The organism is Pseudomonas sp. NPDC089530 (assembly GCF_050280705.1).
In the GTDB taxonomy this organism is placed as follows: Bacteria; Pseudomonadota; Gammaproteobacteria; order Pseudomonadales; family Pseudomonadaceae; genus Aquipseudomonas.
Window position 1 is genome coordinate 18,367 of sequence record NZ_JBNNVU010000020.1, and the last position, 14,484, is coordinate 32,850.

A 14,484-nucleotide genomic window follows, 5' to 3' on the forward strand; every position below is an offset into this window, starting at 1 on the left:
ATACTCAGCGCGGCGGCGGCAGCACCCCCTCGGCCTGCTCGTCCTGTTCGTCCGCCTCGAACAGCCGCGCCAGTTCGGCCCGGGCTTCCTGGGCCGATTGCAGGATCTTCGCGTGGTCGTCGTAGATCGCGTGCTGGGCTTCGAGCACCTGTTCGTCGTGGGCGGTGAAGCGCTTGATCCGCGAGTCGGCCTGGGCGTGGCTCAGGCCCAGGCCGATCAGCGCCTGACGGCTCATCTCCAGACTGGAGTAGTAGGTTTCCCGCACCGCTTCGGCGCCCAGGTCCACCAGCTTGTGCACGTGCTGGCGGTTACGGGCGCGGGCGATGATCTTGATGTGCGGGTAGAGCTTGCGCACCACCTCGGCGGTCTTGATGTTGGTTTCCGGGTCGTCGGTGGCGATCACGAAGAACTCCGCCTCGCCGACCTTGGCCGCCTTGAGGATTTCCGCGCGCATCGGGTCGCCGTAGAACACCGGCATGCCGCCGAAGCTGCGGGTCAGCTCGATGGTGTCCACCGAGGTGTCGAGGGCGACGAAGGGGATTTTCTGCGCCCGCAGGATCCGCGCGACGATCTGGCCCATGCGGCCCATGCCGGCGATCACCACCCGTGGCGCGTCGGTGGCGATCTCGCGGTATTCGGCAGGCATTTCCACCGGCTTGGCCTTGGGTTGCAGCAAGCGCGCGCCGGCCAGGAGCAGCAGCGGGGTCAGCGCCATGGACAGGGTGATGGTCAGCACCAGCAGGTCATACAGGCGCGGCTCGAACAGGCCCTGGTCGCGGCCGATCTTGAACACCACGAAGGCGAATTCACCGCCGGCCGCCAGCACCACGCCCAGGCGCACCGCGCTCAAGCGTCCCAGGCCACCGGCCAGGCGCCCGACCACGAACAGCAGCGGCAGCTTGAGGCCGATCAGCAGCAGGGTCAGGCCGAGCACCGCCAGCGGCGCGCTGAACAGCAGGCCGATATTGGCGCCCATGCCGACACTGATGAAAAACAGCCCCAGCAGCAGGCCCTTGAAGGGCTCGATCTGCGCTTCCAGTTCGTGGCGGTATTCCGAGTCCGCCAGCAGCAGGCCGGCGAGGAAGGCGCCGAGGGCCATGGACACGCCGACCATGTCCATCAGCCAGGCGGTGCCGATCACCACCAGCAGCGCGGTGGCGGTGGACACTTCCGGCAGGCCGGTGCGGGCCACTACGCGGAACACCGGACGCAACAGATAACGTCCGCCGATCACCACCACGGCGATGCTGCCCAGGATCTGCAGGCCATGGCGCAGGTCTTCGGCGCTGCTGGTGTTGTGGTCGACGCCGGCCAGCACCGGCACCATGGCGATCAGCGGGATCGCCGCGATGTCCTGGAACAGCAGGATGGCGAAGGCCAGGCGCCCGTGGGGGCTGGTCAGTTCCTTGCGTTCGGCCAGGCTCTGCAGGCCGAAGGCGGTGGACGACAAGGCCAGGCCCAGGCCCAGCACGATGGCGCTGTTCAGCGACTGGCCGAACAGGAACAGGGCCACACAGCCGATCACCACCCCGGTCAACAGCACCTGGGCCAGGCCGACGCCGAACACCGATTTGCGCATCACCCACAGGCGCCGCGGCGACAGTTCCAGGCCGATGATGAACAGCAGCAGCACCACCCCCAGTTCCGAGACATGGCTGATGCTCTGCGGGTTGCCCACCAGCCCCAGTACCGCCGGGCCGATGATCACGCCGGCCAGCAGATAGCCGAGCACGGCCCCCAGTTGCAGGCGCTTGGCCAGGGGGACGGTCAGCACCGCCGCGAACAGAAACACGACAGCGGCTTGCAACAGGTTGCCTTCATGGGGCATGGGCTTACTCCTGGGAAAAACGGGTATTGATCGATGCGCGGAAAACGACGGCTGCGCCTCAGGCAACAACGGTGGCCATCGGTTCCCGGGGGAGAGGATAAAGCCTGCCCGGGCTGGCGTCAGCCGCGAGGCAGGGATCGATGGCCGTCGCTCAGCGCAGGGCGGCCTGGGGGACAGGTGCGTGGGTGGAGGCGGGTTCCTCGGCCGTCGGGGACAAGAGCGGTGGCATCGGGCAATCCAGCACATCGGCCACGGCGCGCATCAGCTCGGCTTCGGCCAGCGTGACCTGGCCGTCGTAGCAGACGCAGCGGGCCATGGCCTGCAGCAGCATCGGCCGTTCCTCCGGCATCAACTGGCGCAGGCGCGCCAGGGCGGCATCCAGGTGCTCGAGGTCCACCTGTGCAGGTTGTGGCCGGGCAAAGGGCAAGCCGGTCCAGGCATGGGCCAGGGCCAACTGGGCCTGCTGTGCGGTCTTTTGTCCGGCACTGGCCAGGGCGCCGAGCAGGACTGCCAGTTCTTCGCTGCGCTGGAACAGCCCCCATTTGTACTCGGGCGCCGGCAGGCCTTCGACATTGCGTTGCACGATGCGTAGCAGCGTCCACTCCAGCAGCTCGACCTGATCGTCGGCGTCGATCAGTTGTCGCAGGTTGTCCATGAACTGCTTACAGGCGTTCTTGTCCAGCTGCCGCAGGGCCGGAATCGACAGGTCCAGCAGCGGCAACCGCAGGTTCGGGTCGAGGGCCGCCAGCTGTTTTTGCAGGGCTTGCAAGCAAGCGAAAACCTCGACGGGGCTGTTGGCATCCAGGTGCTTGAGTTGGCTGGCGCGCACGGCCTGCTGGGTTGACAGCAGCAAGCCATAGACCAGCGCCTGGGCGCCGGTGGTGCTGTGGGCGCTGCGCTGCAGGGCCGGGTCCAGGCTGACCAGCGCCGCTTGCGCCGCCAGCAGGTGCTCCGCGTTCGGGTTGCCGATGCTGGCGATCGACTCCTTGATTGCGTTCAGGTCGAAGACCAGGGCGCTGGTCGCTTGAGCCTGGTGGCTGAACGCGCCGGAGCTGTCGAGGCCGCCATGGCGGTCTTCGGCCGGCAGTTCGATGGCTTCGATGGTGGGCAAGCGGCCGTCCCAGCCGGGTTCCAGGCGCCGGATCCGCGCTGAGAGAGGCGGGTGGGTCGCGGACTGACCATGGACGGAGAGGGTGGCCCCCTCACTGAAATACAGGTGGCTGTATTCAGAGCTGAAAGCGCTGTCGAGTTTCGAGCTGGCGGCATAACCACCGATTTTTTTCAGTGCACCCAGCAGGCCGGCCGGATTGCGGGTGAATTGCACCGCCGAGGCGTCGGCGAGGAACTCGCGCTCGCGGCTGATCGCGCCCTTGATCCGATTGCCGAAAAAGGTTCCGACCGAGCCCAGCAGGATCAGCGTCAGGCCGCTCCACATGGCCAGGCCCCCGAGCCGATTGTCTGCCAGCTTGCCAGCCCGATTGACCCCATTGGCCATCGCCTCGCCGGTCAGGCTGATGACCAGGATGCCGTGGACAACGGCCACCAACTGGGTATTGAGGCGCATGTCGCCGTTGTAGATATGGCTGAACTCGTGGGCAATCACGGCCTGCAGTTCTTCGCGGTTGAGCACCAGGATGGCGCCACGGGTGACCCCTATCACCGCCTCCTGTGGCGTAAAGCCGGCGGCGAAAGCGTTGATCCCGGCATCCGGCAGCACGTACACCTGCGGCACCGGAGTGCCTGAGGCCAGGGCCATTTCCTCGACCACATTGAGCAGTCGCTGTTCTTCCAGGCCGTTCGGGTGCAGGTTGATCAGCCGGCCGCCCAGGCGTTTGGCGACCACCTTGCCGCCGGCCTTCAGTTCGGAATGCTTGCCCAGGCTGCTGCCGATCACCACCAGGAACACCACGGCGGCGATCATCGCGGTCAGCTGCCAGTCGAAGCTCGGGGACTGCTTCATTTCCTTGAGAAACTGCAGCCAGAGCAGGTTCAGGATCAGGCTGGTGACGGTCACCAGGCACAACACAGCCAGGATCATCAGCAGCACCAGGGTGCCGGTACGCCGTTTGGCCCGGGCCTGGTGTTCAAAAAAATTCATCGGACCATCCGTGGTGGCAGGGGGTTAGAACGCGACCTTGGGCGCTTCCTGGATGTGCGCGCTGTCGGCGAATTGCAGCAGGCTGGCGTCGGCGCCATGGCCGAACAGGCCGGCCAGGATCACGGGCGGGAAACTCTGCTTGTAGCTGTTGTAGTGCATGACCGCATCGTTGAATGCCTGGCGAGCAAAGGACACTTTGTTCTCGGTGCTGGTCAGCTCTTCGCTCAGTTGCTGCATGTTCTGCGACGCCTTGAGGTCCGGGTAGGCTTCCATGCTCACGCTCAGCCGGCCCAGGGCGCCGGACAGCGCACCTTCGGCCTGGCCCAGTTGCGCCATGCCTTGAGCATTGCCGGGTTCGGCGGCAACCGCGTTGAGACCCGCCAGTGCGTTGTTGCGGGCAGCAGTCACCGCTTCGAGAGTCTCGCGCTCGTGCGCCAGGTACGCCTTGGCGGTTTCCACCAAATTGGGAATCAGGTCGTAGCGGCGCTTGAGCTGGACTTCGATCTGGGCGAAGGCGTTCTTGAACTGATTCCGGCGGGCCACGAGGTTGTTGTAGACAACGATGACGTAGATCACCAACAGGGCCAGAGCGAGCAGAATCACAAGAGTTGAAGCAGCCATACGGATGTCCTTATCGAGGTGCGGATTTCGGGGGGCGCCATGGTACCCGAATTTGCAGTCGGTACCGCCATGGGCGGGGGCCGTGCAATAGCGATATCTTGCCGCCGCACTGGATCAGCGAATTGAAGGCGTTGCACAGCAGCGCCGCGCCCCTGTCCTGGCGCGCGAGCGGAAGTCGCGAGGTCGAAAATTTGCTATTTTCCGCACCCTCGGCGGCCATTGCCGGCTGCCACCCAGCAGAGAGTGAGCGGATGAACGACCAGTTGCAGGTGATCGATATCGAAGTGGGTGAGGGCAAGGCGGCGGTCAAGGGCGCCTTGATCACCACCCAGTACCGCGGTTTCCTGGAAGACGGCACGCCCTTCGATTCTTCCTGGGAGCGCGGCAAACCCTTCCAGTGCGTGATCGGCACCGGGCGCGTGATCAAGGGCTGGGACCAGGGCCTGATGGGCATGCAGGTCGGCGGCAAGCGCAAGCTGCTGGTGCCGGCGCACCTGGGGTATGGCGAGCGCTCGATGGGCAAGATCCCGCCGAACTCCAACTTGGTGTTCGAGATCGAGTTGCTCGAAGTGTTGACGCGGGACGATTGAGGGAGAGCGTTGAGCCGCTGCTGGGAGGGGGCAAGCTCCCACCGCAGTGCCCTGCACTTGAGCGCTCGACGGGTCAGGTAAATGCATCGAGATCGTCAAGCGTATCTGCAACGACTCCTTCCAATGCAGGGAACTGCTGCTGTACGCGTTCGAGTGCCGGAAGGACCATTTCCCTATCCAGTTTGTTGTGTCTGCGAGCGATATGGCCCAGAGTGGTGACGGCGGCTGCAGCGACCGATTCAGTTCCATTTGCAAGGTACTTAAGGCAAGTATTCTGGGCCCAGATTCTGTCACCTTCATTCAGACCGATGGAAATCAACCCTGCAATAACGTCCGCATCCACGCCACTGGCGAGCAACTTCGTCGCTTCATCGTGGCTGGTTGAGGGGTCTTGGTAGAAAAGGCTCACTTTTGCGCTCCCAGAATATTGCCCTTGATGTCTGCTTTCTTGGCCTTGATCAGGGCATTTTTCATATCTTGGTGAAGTTTATCCCATTGCCTGACATGGCCGTGGTAGACATCTCCTGCCGTACGGTCAAAGACGACAAACTCATTGGCGTCTGGATCGACGCCAATCCTGCGGGGTGATGTAGGTTTCACCTGAACGGAGTTCTCCAGAGCTTCCTGTCCGTTGGTGGGACCTTTGCTTTTGGCTGCGGTGTCCGCCTTGCCATGGTAGCTGGCGGCACTGAACTCCAGTGCCAAGACAATATAGATAGGCCTGATACCGGAATCTGCCGGGAATACCAGGATGAAATCCTTGTATTCCGGAGGGTAGATCGGGTTGACGATGATGTGGTCCGCCTGTTCGGTCGGCGGATAAATCCAGATGTGGGGAGCTTGCGGTGCAGCTTCTAAAGGGGGGATGCCGGATGTGCTGGATGGGTCAACGGCTGGCGTCCAGATCAGGGTTATTCCGTCTCCGAAGTCAGCCACCTGTTGTTGGCCCTGAGCAACAAACTGAACGATAGGAATCATTTCCCAATCGGCACGTTTTTCGGTGTTGTACCCGTAGCCCTTGAGGCTGCCGTCAGCTTGCCGTTCTATGTGCAGCCGTATACGTGTACGACCTTCCTTGAGGCTGCTGAGCTGGTCCACTGTATACAGGCTGCTATCGCCCAAGCTCGATGGCCACAACAGTGCGACCACTCCCGCCAACGCGCCAGCAGCAACGCCAGACGCACCTGTGACCGCTGCCGCAGGAGACGCGATAGCTCTTGCGCCAAGCGCGAGTGTCCCGAGTGATGCCGGTATGTTTCCGCTGATCCTGCCGAGCTTGATATTCCCTGAGGCGTCGGTTTCACGGCCACCCAGCAAGGCGAGTTCACCGAACTCTTTGATGGTATCGGTGGGGATGACTGAGCTTGTGTAATTGATAACCCCATCAGGGAGCTTGCAGGGTTTGGTAAAGGTGCAGCCGACGGTCTTGGGCTTGTCTTCCGGCTTCGGTGGCAGCGCCGGGTATTCCGCCCAGCGCTGGGCACCCAGATCAATGGGTTCTACACCCGTGTTGCGATAGCCCTTTGGGGCGTTCGGTACGTAACCGCTCATCCGTGTTCGCTGCCCTGTCGTCCATGAAAAGTCCCCTGTCAGCGAGGGCGAACCACCCTTGCAGTGGGCTTCGGGACGCTACCGTGAAGGTTGATGGGCGGGCTGTAGGGCGATTCTGAAATGCGCCAGGCGGGGCAAAAGGCGTCGGCGGATGGCTGGTACCGCTGGAGCCTTGCGTTAGCCCGCAGCATGGTTCAGGATGCGCGCCGTATAGGTATAGGGGGTATAGGTATGTCGCATATTCACGTACAGAAAGACGATCTGCTCAAACGGGTCCGGCGCATCCTGGGCCAGGTGCAGGCGGTGGAGCGGGCCCTGGAGTCCGATGCGGAGTGCGCCAAGACCCTGCATCTGGTGGCGGCCACCCGTGGTGCGATCAACGGCCTGATGGGGGAAATCATCGAAGCCCATGCCCGCGAGCATGTGGCCCACCCTGAACTCAGCGACGCGGAGCGGGCCCAGGGCGTGGACGAACTGCTCGAAGCCATCCGCCGTTATTCCTGACTGGAGGCCTACCATGAGTCCGACCTTGCCCGCGGCAGGTTTCACCCACGACCACCATTTCCTCGGCGCCGCCCATGATGAAAATGCCCGGCGCACGCTGTGGGTGGTGGTGCTGACCTTCGTCATGATGCTCGGTGAGATCGCCGCCGGTTATCTCACCGGCTCCATGGCCCTGCTCGCCGACGGTTTCCATATGGCGACCCACGCCGGCGCCCTGGGGATCGCGGCGGCGGCCTACGGTTTCGCCCGGCGCAATGCCGACAATGCGCGCTTCAGTTTCGGCACCGGCAAGGTCGGCGACCTGGCGGGGTTCGCCTCGGCGCTGATCCTCGGCCTGGTGGCCATCGGCATCGCCGGCGAGTCCTTGCTGCGGCTGTTGCAGCCGACCCAGGTGGCCTTCACCGAGGCGACCCTGATCGCGGTGGTCGGGCTGGTGGTGAACATCGTCAGCGCCTTGCTGCTGTCCGGCGGCCACGGTCACCATGGCCATGATCACGGGCATCACCACGATCATCACCATGGTCACGGGCATGGCCATCACCACGACAACAACTTGCGCTCGGCCTACGTCCATGTGCTAGCCGATGCCCTGACCTCGGTCCTGGCCATCGCCGCGTTGCTGGCGGGGCGTTATCTGGGCTGGGTCTGGCTCGACCCGGTGATGGGCCTGGTCGGTGCCCTGGTCATCGCCCGCTGGGCCTATGGCCTGATGAAGTCCAGCGCGGCGGTGCTGCTCGATACCACGGACGAGCAACTGGCCGGCGAGATCCGCCAGACGGTGGAAGCCGCCGGCGACGCACGCATCACCGACCTGCATGTCTGGCAGGTCGGCCCTCAGGCCCGGGCGGCGATCGTCAGCGTGGTAGCGGCGGCCGGGGTCAGCGCGGAGACCATTCGCCAACGCCTGGCGCCGGTCCACGAACTGTCGCACCTCACCCTCGAATACCGCAGCCTGTGACGCTGGCCCCTGCCTGCACAGCAGGCGGGCAGGGGTAGTTTCTCCCGAGGAAATCCAGCAAGCGCCGGTTGACCTCGTCGGCCTTTTCGCTCTGGATCCAGTGCCCGCAATCCTTCAGTCGATGCTGCTCCAGGCGCGGTACCTTGCCGGGCATGCGCTCCAGGGTCAGGGCCTCCAGCCGGCCCACCGGGTCGCGGTCGCCGATCATGAACAGAGTGGGCTGGCTCACCTGGAGCGTGCCGAGGTGCTCGGTCCGTTGCCAGTTGCGCTCGAAGTTGCGGTACCAGTTCAGGGCACCGCGAAAACCCCGCCCGGCAAAGGTGCGCCGGTACTCCGTGAAGTCTTGCTCCGTGCACCAGGCGGGCGGTGCGTGACGGGGCGGCATGCCGTCGAACAGCAGGGCCTGGGGGCTCTTGTCGTCCAGCAGGCGTTCGCAGTCGTGCATGAAATGCAGCAGGCTGCGGTCGATGTCGGCATCCAGTTCCTGCTCGGCGACGCCGGGTTCCTGGAAGTACAGGATGTAGTTGAAGCGCTCGGCGAACAGCTTGCGCATGATCTCCACCGCCGGGCGGCCGGGGCGACCGGCGAACGGCACCGAGAGGGTCACCAGGGCCGTGATCCGCCGCGGCTCCAGCAGCGCCAGGTGCCAGGCCACCACGGCGCCCCAATCGTGGCCGACCACGCAGGCCCGTTGCTGACCCAAGGCGTCCATCGCCTGCTGGATATCCGCGCACAGGGTCAGCACGTCATAGGCGGCCACGTCCTCGGGGGCGCTGCTGTCGCCGTAGCCGCGCATCTGTGGAATCAGCACCCGGTAGCCGGCGGTCACCAGCGGCACGACCTGGCGGCGCCACGAATACCAGCACTCGGGAAAGCCGTGCAGCAGCCAGACGGGCGGACCGTCCAGCGGGCCGGCGGCGTACAGGTGCAGCTCGATGCCGTTGAGTGGCAGGACGTGCGGGGTCATCTGGCTCATGCTCGGTGTCCTCTGTGGCCAGGCCTGACCCTAGCAGAAGCCCGATGACCCGCTGACGACCATTCATGGGTCGAATGGGCGCCCAGCAATCCAGGTCGTGTTACCCGGCGTGGGCCTGACGGCTGTCCGCCGGCGCCTGCTCGCGCGGGGTCAGCCCGTAGTCCCGCACCACGCTGGCAACCCGCAGCCGGTAGTCGGCGAACACCTGGGTGCGGCCCAGGGCCTGGGCCGCGCGATGCCGCTCCAGGGTGCGCCAGGCCTCGACGGCGTGCTCGTCGCGCCAGAACGACAGGGACAGCAGCTTGTCCGGCTCGCTCAGGCTCTGGAAGCGTTCGATGGAAATGAAGCCGTCGATCTCCAGCAACAGTGGTTTCAGCGCGGCGGCAAGATCCAGGTAGCGCTGACGATGCTCCGGGTGCGGCAGGACTTCGAAGATCACGGCAATCATCAGCGCGACTCCGGCAGGGGGTGGAACAGCGGGATGCGGCCATTGAGCGAGGGTTTGTAGGTCCAGCCAAGGGGCTGTTCCAGATTCGAATGCCGAACCAGGGCACCGACCACCGCGCTGGCGATGCTCAGCGCCAAGGCCTGGCCGGGGCACTGATGGCGGCCGCTGCCAAAGCTGACGCTGCGCCGGGCCTGGCGGTCGAGCAGCAGGCGATCCGGTTCCGGGTTCAGTTGCGGGTCGCGATTGGCCGCAGCCAGCAGCACCAGCACCCCATCGCCCGGTTCAAGGGACACGCCAGCGACGGTGCAGGGTGCGACGACGAAGCGTCGGGTGTTCTGCACCGGCGGATCGTGGCGCTGCACTTCGGCCAGCAGCTCGTCGACCCGCGACGGTGCTGCTCGGAGTTCAGCGAGCAGATGGCGATCCTTGAGCAGGGCGCAGAGGCTGTTGCCGATCAGCCCGGCGCTGGCCTCGAAGGTCTGCGACAGCAGGCCGATCAGGTTGGCGATCAGGGTGTCCCGATCCTCGGCACCGAAGCCTTTGACGATCCGTTGCAGCAGCGGGCTGCCGGGCGTCTGGCCGAGCAGGGCGGTGAAGTCGCGGCTCAGTTGCTCGGCGGCTCGGTGGGCGGCATCCAGTTGCGCCTGACTACTGGCCGGTGACAGGCAGGCGACGAAGTCCGCGACCCGTTCGGCGATTGCCGGCAACTGCTGCGCGCTGAACCCCAGCAGACCGGCGACCACTGCTACTGGTAGACGGAACTGGCAGTGCTGGAGCCGGGCGCCGAGATCGTTCGGCAGGCCCGGCAGCAGGGCCGTGACCCGCTGGCCGATTTCCTCGCCATGCACTTGCTGCAGGCCCGGTTCGATGGCCGCGCGTGGGCAACGCTGGCGCTCGCCGTCGTTCATCCGCATCAGCCGGGCGAACACCCGGCCGGCGGCACCATGGGCGATGGCCCGGGGCACCGGTTCGTGGGGCGGGCGTACCCGGCACTCGGGGTGGGCCAGCACCGCAGCCACCGCTGCGGCGCTGCTGGCCAGCCACAGCCCCAGGCCAGGGTCGAAAACCAGCCCGGCCCGGGCCCGCAGGCAGGCGTAATAAGGGTAGGGATCGGCGTGGGTGACGGCGGTGATCGGGTCCATGGCGGGCGGCCTTATCGGCTTGAGGAAAGTGTTGCTACTATCGGCAACCTGCGAGGGGCACGATTCGTTCGGGAGCGAAATATGAATGCAGAGCAGCACGACAGTGGCGTATCCCAGGTGGCCGCGGCCATTGCCGAACCGGCGCGGACAAAAATGCTCTGTGCCCTGATGGATGGCCATGCCCGCACCAGCACCGAGCTGGCGGCGCTGGCCGATGTCAGTGCCTCCACCGCCAGCGCCCACCTGGGCAAACTCAAGGAACTGGCCCTGGTGCGCCTGCATGTGCAGGGCCGCCATCGCTATTACAGCCTGGCCGACCCGCGTGTGGCCCAGGCCCTGGAAGCGCTGATGGTGATCGGCCGCAACGCCACCCCGGACTTCAACCCACGCACCCCGGACCGCCTGCAGTTCGCCCGCACCTGCTACGACCATATGGCCGGCACCCTGGCGGTCCAACTGCATGACCGCATGCTCGACGCCGGCTGGTTGCTGGAGCCGCCGGAAGAGGCCCGGGAGTACCGCCTGAGCCCGGCCGGCGCGGCGTTTTTCACCAGTCTCGGGATCGATGCCCTGGCCCTGGCCACCTTGCGCCGACGCTTTGCCTGCCCGTGCCTGGACTGGAGCATGCGCCGCCCGCACTTGGGCGGCGCGCTGGGGGCGGCGTTGTTGCAGGAAGCGCTGCGCCGCCAATGGCTGACCCAGGATCTGGACAGCCGGGCCCTGGGGCTGACCGCTCTGGGACGCAAGGAGCTGGCCCGGCGTTTCGCTGTGGAACTGGCCGAGCCGGGCAGCCCGGCCGGGCGTGTCGAGCGCGCGGCCAAGGCAGTCAGTCCAGCGGTTAACCGGGCGTCATAGCATCTATCCGAACCCGCTGGCTGGGGTAGCGGCCAGCCTTGGCATCCGCTTGGAGTTTCTCCCATGCTCATTGTCTTCAGTGGTTTGCCCGGCAGCGGAAAAACCACCATCGCCCGCGCCCTGGCCAGCCAGCTGGGCGCGACCTACCTGCGTATCGACGCTATCGAACAGACGCTGCGCGATGCCGGGATGACGGAGGTCGGCACCCTGGGCTACGACGTCGCCAATGCCCTGGCCCGGAGCAACCTGGCCCTGGGCAACCGGGTGGTGGCCGACTGCGTCAATCCGGTGGCCGAGAGCCGTCAGGCCTGGCGGGATAGCGCCGAGTCCCAGCGGGTCGCGTGGCTCGACGTCGAGGTGGTGTGCGCAGATGTTGCCGAGCACCGGCGCCGGGTGGAAAGCCGGGAGCTGGATGTCCCTGGCCTGTGTCCGCCGAGCTGGCAGTCGGTGCTCGATCATGAGTACCAGGCCTGGAGCGGCGAGCGCTTGCAGCTCGATAGCGCTGCTCTGTCGCCGGAAGACGCGGTGGGCGTCATTGTCCGGCATCTGGAAAGGTTGTAGCCCGACGACGAGCCGCGGCGCCTGAATCGCTCTTTTGTAGGCGCGAGCGGGCGGAGATCCGACTTGCCCGCGATAGTGGCCTCTCTGATACGCCACCGTCACTCAGCCGTCGTCCGCCGGTACTGGCGGGTGCGCCGGGCGAGGTAGAGGCGGTCGAGGAGCAGCGCCGCCCACGGGCGCACCTGGGGTTTGGACGCGCGGCCGCGGCTCAGGCGCTGCATCTGCAGGCGGACCATGGCCATGGTTGCCAGGGAGGCCAGGGGCTTGCGCTTGCCTGCGGATGGCTGGGCTGACCGCTGCGCCAGAGCCGGGGCAGGGCCGGTTCCGGCGCCACGTTCGCCAGTTCGCTGGCCATTTCGATGAAGTAGGCCTCCCGCGCCAGGGTCCGGCCGTCCCGCACTTCGCCCTGCGCCCTCGGCCCAGGCCCGGTAGAGCCGGATCAAAGCGGTGGAGGGCGCTTGCTGGCTGTCGGCGAGGTTCTCTTCCATCGTGGCCTTGGCGATGCGATTACCAGATCGACTGGCCGTTGGGCAAATTCAAGGCTTGAAAGGGCGACAGGCTTGACTCCTCATCAGTGGAGGCCTGAGGCTAAGTTTAAAGTTAACTTTAATGTCAAGCAGGTTATCGAGACTGAAATGAATATTGGTGAATTGGCGCAACTGAGCGGGCTGGCGGCGTCGCGCATCCGCTCTTACGAAGCCCAGGGCTTGCTGGTCCAGGTGCAGCGCCAGGCCAACGGCAGATCGAGGAAATGCAGCAGCACCTGGCGCGCAGCAAGGCGCAGTTGCTGGAGATCATCGACAACATCCGCCACCGCCCGGAAGGCATGGATTGTTCGCAGAACGCCGAGCGGGTGCTGGCGTCGATCGAGGACCGGACGTCCTGAGCCGGGCCTGATTTACAGGGCCCCAAACCATTTGGGCGACCCTTGCGGTCGCCCAAAAGGTGTTTCAGGTCAGCAGGTCGAACGGCTTACTGCGGCGTGTCGTTGGCCTTGTCCCGCACCTTGCCGGACTGGTCCAGCAGCACCGGGGTGGCGAGCAGTTTGTCGTGGCCCGACTTCCGGGGGGAACGGATGAGATGACGCAGCAGGGCAAGGATCACCCCTAATACCAAGCCCAGTACAAGGGAGGACGCTGTGATCAATGCCGTTCTCGGCTTGATCGGTTTCACCGGTTGCAACGCCTTGCGATCGATGGTGACCAGTTTCAGCTGGTCCATATCGATGTTCAGGTTACGCAGGCGGGCCATTTCTGCCCGGAGCGGAAAGACGTCTTTCAGGAAGATGTCTTCGTTGGAGCGCTTGTTCAACTCCTGCACCTGGCGGTTGACCTGCAACATCTGCAGTTCCTTGCCGATTTCGGCGATACGCTTTTCAGTGAAGTCGTCGGAGGTACGCTTTTGCAGTGCCGTGCGCTCGGCCTCAAGGGTTTCATAGCCCATGAAGTACAGCGGAATAGCCCGATTGTTGACCTCGGTGCGCATGACCTGGGTCGAACCGGCGTGGGCGGCGTCAGACATCGACGAGGGCGTGGTCGGGGTACGGATACCCATCGACTTGGCGATGGAGATCGCTTCGGCCAGTTCGGCCAGGCGGCCACTGCGCTGTTCTTTCAGCTGCAGGCGCAGGGCCTTGCGTTCGTCTTCGAGCTGCCCGCGCCGAATGTTGTCGGTTTCGAGCAAGGTCGCGATTTTCGAGGCCTTGTCGGTGTCATAGTTGGAGCGCGCCGCGGCAATCTTGCCCTTGAGTTCGTTGAGCCGATTCTTGACGATCACCTTGAGGTCGGCGCCGATCCGCGCGCGTTCGGCATTGATGGCGTAATCGACAAAGCCGTTGAGGATCGCCACCCCGTCGACATCATTGGGGTATTGCATTTCCAGCGTGATGTAATTGCTCAGGGCGCCCGGTTTCTTCGGATCTGGCAGGATCAGATTGATTGAGTTGCGGTTGAAGTCCTCGAAACTTTGTTCAAGTGTTTGTCCCGGACGCTTGAAAGACTGGAACAAATCCTGATGCTCACGGAAAAACTCCAGTCGTGTTTCATAGGACTCAAGAGCGGCACCGACCTTGGACAGGGCGTCTGCAGGCGGCAGTTTGTAGACTTCCGAACGATTGAGGGCGTCGAGTTCATTCAGTGCGGCAGGACGTAATACGCTGCTGACCTCATAGATGCGGGGTGCCACTACTGCATAAGTCAAACCCGCCAGGGTCACGGCCAGGGCGCAGCCAATTACCAGTTTCTTTTGCTGCCAAATGGATTGGAACAATGCATACAGATCAATTTCATCCGCGTCAGCATTTATCTGAGGCTGGGGAATAATGTTCAAAATCAGCACACCCTCTAATTCATG

14 protein-coding genes and 2 pseudogenes are annotated in these 14,484 nt (G+C 64.6%); 6 read left to right on the plus strand and 10 right to left on the minus strand.

Annotated features, from left to right (window positions below; genetic code table 11):
- Positions 1–4: 4 nt before the first annotated feature.
- The 3 genes from ACQKQA_RS10750 to ACQKQA_RS10760 form a co-directional block, all read right to left on the minus strand.
- A complete protein-coding gene (locus ACQKQA_RS10750; RefSeq protein WP_427556593.1) occupies positions 5–1,828 on the minus strand; it encodes a monovalent cation:proton antiporter-2 (CPA2) family protein in 1,824 nt (607 codons plus the stop codon).
- Between the two features lie 151 nt (positions 1,829–1,979).
- On the minus strand, positions 1,980–3,926 hold the full coding sequence (locus ACQKQA_RS10755) for a M48 family metallopeptidase (RefSeq protein ID WP_427556596.1): 1,947 nt from the start codon (positions 3,924–3,926) through the stop codon (positions 1,980–1,982).
- Between the two features lie 24 nt (positions 3,927–3,950).
- On the minus strand, positions 3,951–4,547 hold the full coding sequence (locus tag ACQKQA_RS10760; RefSeq protein WP_427556599.1) for a LemA family protein: 597 nt from the start codon (positions 4,545–4,547) through the stop codon (positions 3,951–3,953).
- A gap of 251 nt (positions 4,548–4,798) precedes the next feature.
- Here ACQKQA_RS10760 and ACQKQA_RS10765 point away from each other — a divergent pair, with 251 nt between their 5' ends.
- The gene (locus ACQKQA_RS10765) at positions 4,799–5,137 is read left to right on the plus strand and encodes an FKBP-type peptidyl-prolyl cis-trans isomerase (RefSeq protein ID WP_427556602.1); all 339 of its coding nucleotides are present in this window, start codon (positions 4,799–4,801) and stop codon (positions 5,135–5,137) included.
- Positions 5,138–5,210: 73 nt separating this feature from the next.
- Here the strand turns inward: ACQKQA_RS10765 and ACQKQA_RS10770 are convergent, their stop codons facing one another.
- Positions 5,211–5,546 (minus strand): hypothetical protein, encoded by a 336-nt coding sequence (locus ACQKQA_RS10770; protein WP_427556605.1) that lies wholly within the window; start codon positions 5,544–5,546, stop codon positions 5,211–5,213.
- Entirely contained in the window at positions 5,543–6,688 is a 1,146-nt protein-coding gene (locus ACQKQA_RS10775) for an S-type pyocin domain-containing protein (protein WP_427556608.1), read from the minus strand. The genes ACQKQA_RS10770 and ACQKQA_RS10775 overlap by 4 nt, the downstream gene beginning before the upstream one ends.
- A gap of 231 nt (positions 6,689–6,919) precedes the next feature.
- Between ACQKQA_RS10775 and ACQKQA_RS10780 the strand changes: the two genes are divergently transcribed.
- Complete coding sequence (locus ACQKQA_RS10780) at positions 6,920–7,192, plus strand: metal/formaldehyde-sensitive transcriptional repressor (protein WP_427556611.1); 273 nt, start codon at positions 6,920–6,922, stop codon at positions 7,190–7,192.
- Between the two features lie 13 nt (positions 7,193–7,205).
- A complete protein-coding gene (gene dmeF / locus ACQKQA_RS10785; protein WP_427556614.1) occupies positions 7,206–8,150 on the plus strand; it encodes a CDF family Co(II)/Ni(II) efflux transporter DmeF in 945 nt (314 codons plus the stop codon).
- Here the strand turns inward: dmeF and ACQKQA_RS10790 are convergent.
- The 3 genes from ACQKQA_RS10790 to ACQKQA_RS10800 form a co-directional block, all read right to left on the minus strand.
- Complete coding sequence (locus tag ACQKQA_RS10790; RefSeq protein WP_427556617.1) at positions 8,125–9,126, minus strand: alpha/beta fold hydrolase; 1,002 nt, start codon at positions 9,124–9,126, stop codon at positions 8,125–8,127. The two genes, dmeF and ACQKQA_RS10790, sit on opposite strands and share 26 nt — an antisense overlap.
- 100 nt (positions 9,127–9,226) lie before the next feature.
- Positions 9,227–9,574, minus strand: coding sequence for an antibiotic biosynthesis monooxygenase family protein (locus ACQKQA_RS10795; RefSeq protein ID WP_427556620.1), 348 nt, complete (start codon positions 9,572–9,574; stop codon positions 9,227–9,229).
- Positions 9,574–10,716 carry a cytochrome P450 gene (locus ACQKQA_RS10800; protein WP_427556623.1) on the minus strand — a complete coding sequence of 381 codons (1,143 nt, stop codon included), beginning with the start codon at positions 10,714–10,716 and terminating at the stop codon, positions 9,574–9,576. The genes ACQKQA_RS10795 and ACQKQA_RS10800 overlap by 1 nt, the downstream gene beginning before the upstream one ends.
- 81 nt (positions 10,717–10,797) lie before the next feature.
- Here ACQKQA_RS10800 and ACQKQA_RS10805 point away from each other — a divergent pair, with 81 nt between their 5' ends.
- Complete coding sequence (locus ACQKQA_RS10805; RefSeq protein ID WP_427556626.1) at positions 10,798–11,571, plus strand: ArsR/SmtB family transcription factor; 774 nt, start codon at positions 10,798–10,800, stop codon at positions 11,569–11,571.
- Between the two features lie 63 nt (positions 11,572–11,634).
- A complete protein-coding gene (locus ACQKQA_RS10810; RefSeq protein WP_427556630.1) occupies positions 11,635–12,132 on the plus strand; it encodes an AAA family ATPase in 498 nt (165 codons plus the stop codon).
- 314 nt (positions 12,133–12,446) lie between these two features.
- Here ACQKQA_RS10810 and ACQKQA_RS10815 read toward each other — a convergent pair.
- Positions 12,447–12,690: pseudogene (locus ACQKQA_RS10815) on the minus strand (hypothetical protein); the annotation flags it as partial.
- Between the two features lie 77 nt (positions 12,691–12,767).
- Between ACQKQA_RS10815 and ACQKQA_RS10820 the strand changes: the two are divergent.
- Positions 12,768–13,018, plus strand: a pseudogene (locus tag ACQKQA_RS10820) (MerR family DNA-binding transcriptional regulator).
- An 86-nt stretch (positions 13,019–13,104) separates the two neighbouring features.
- Here ACQKQA_RS10820 and ACQKQA_RS10825 read toward each other — a convergent pair.
- Positions 13,105–14,460 (minus strand): Wzz/FepE/Etk N-terminal domain-containing protein, encoded by a 1,356-nt coding sequence (locus ACQKQA_RS10825; RefSeq protein WP_427556708.1) that lies wholly within the window; start codon positions 14,458–14,460, stop codon positions 13,105–13,107.
- Positions 14,461–14,484: the final 24 nt, after the last annotated feature.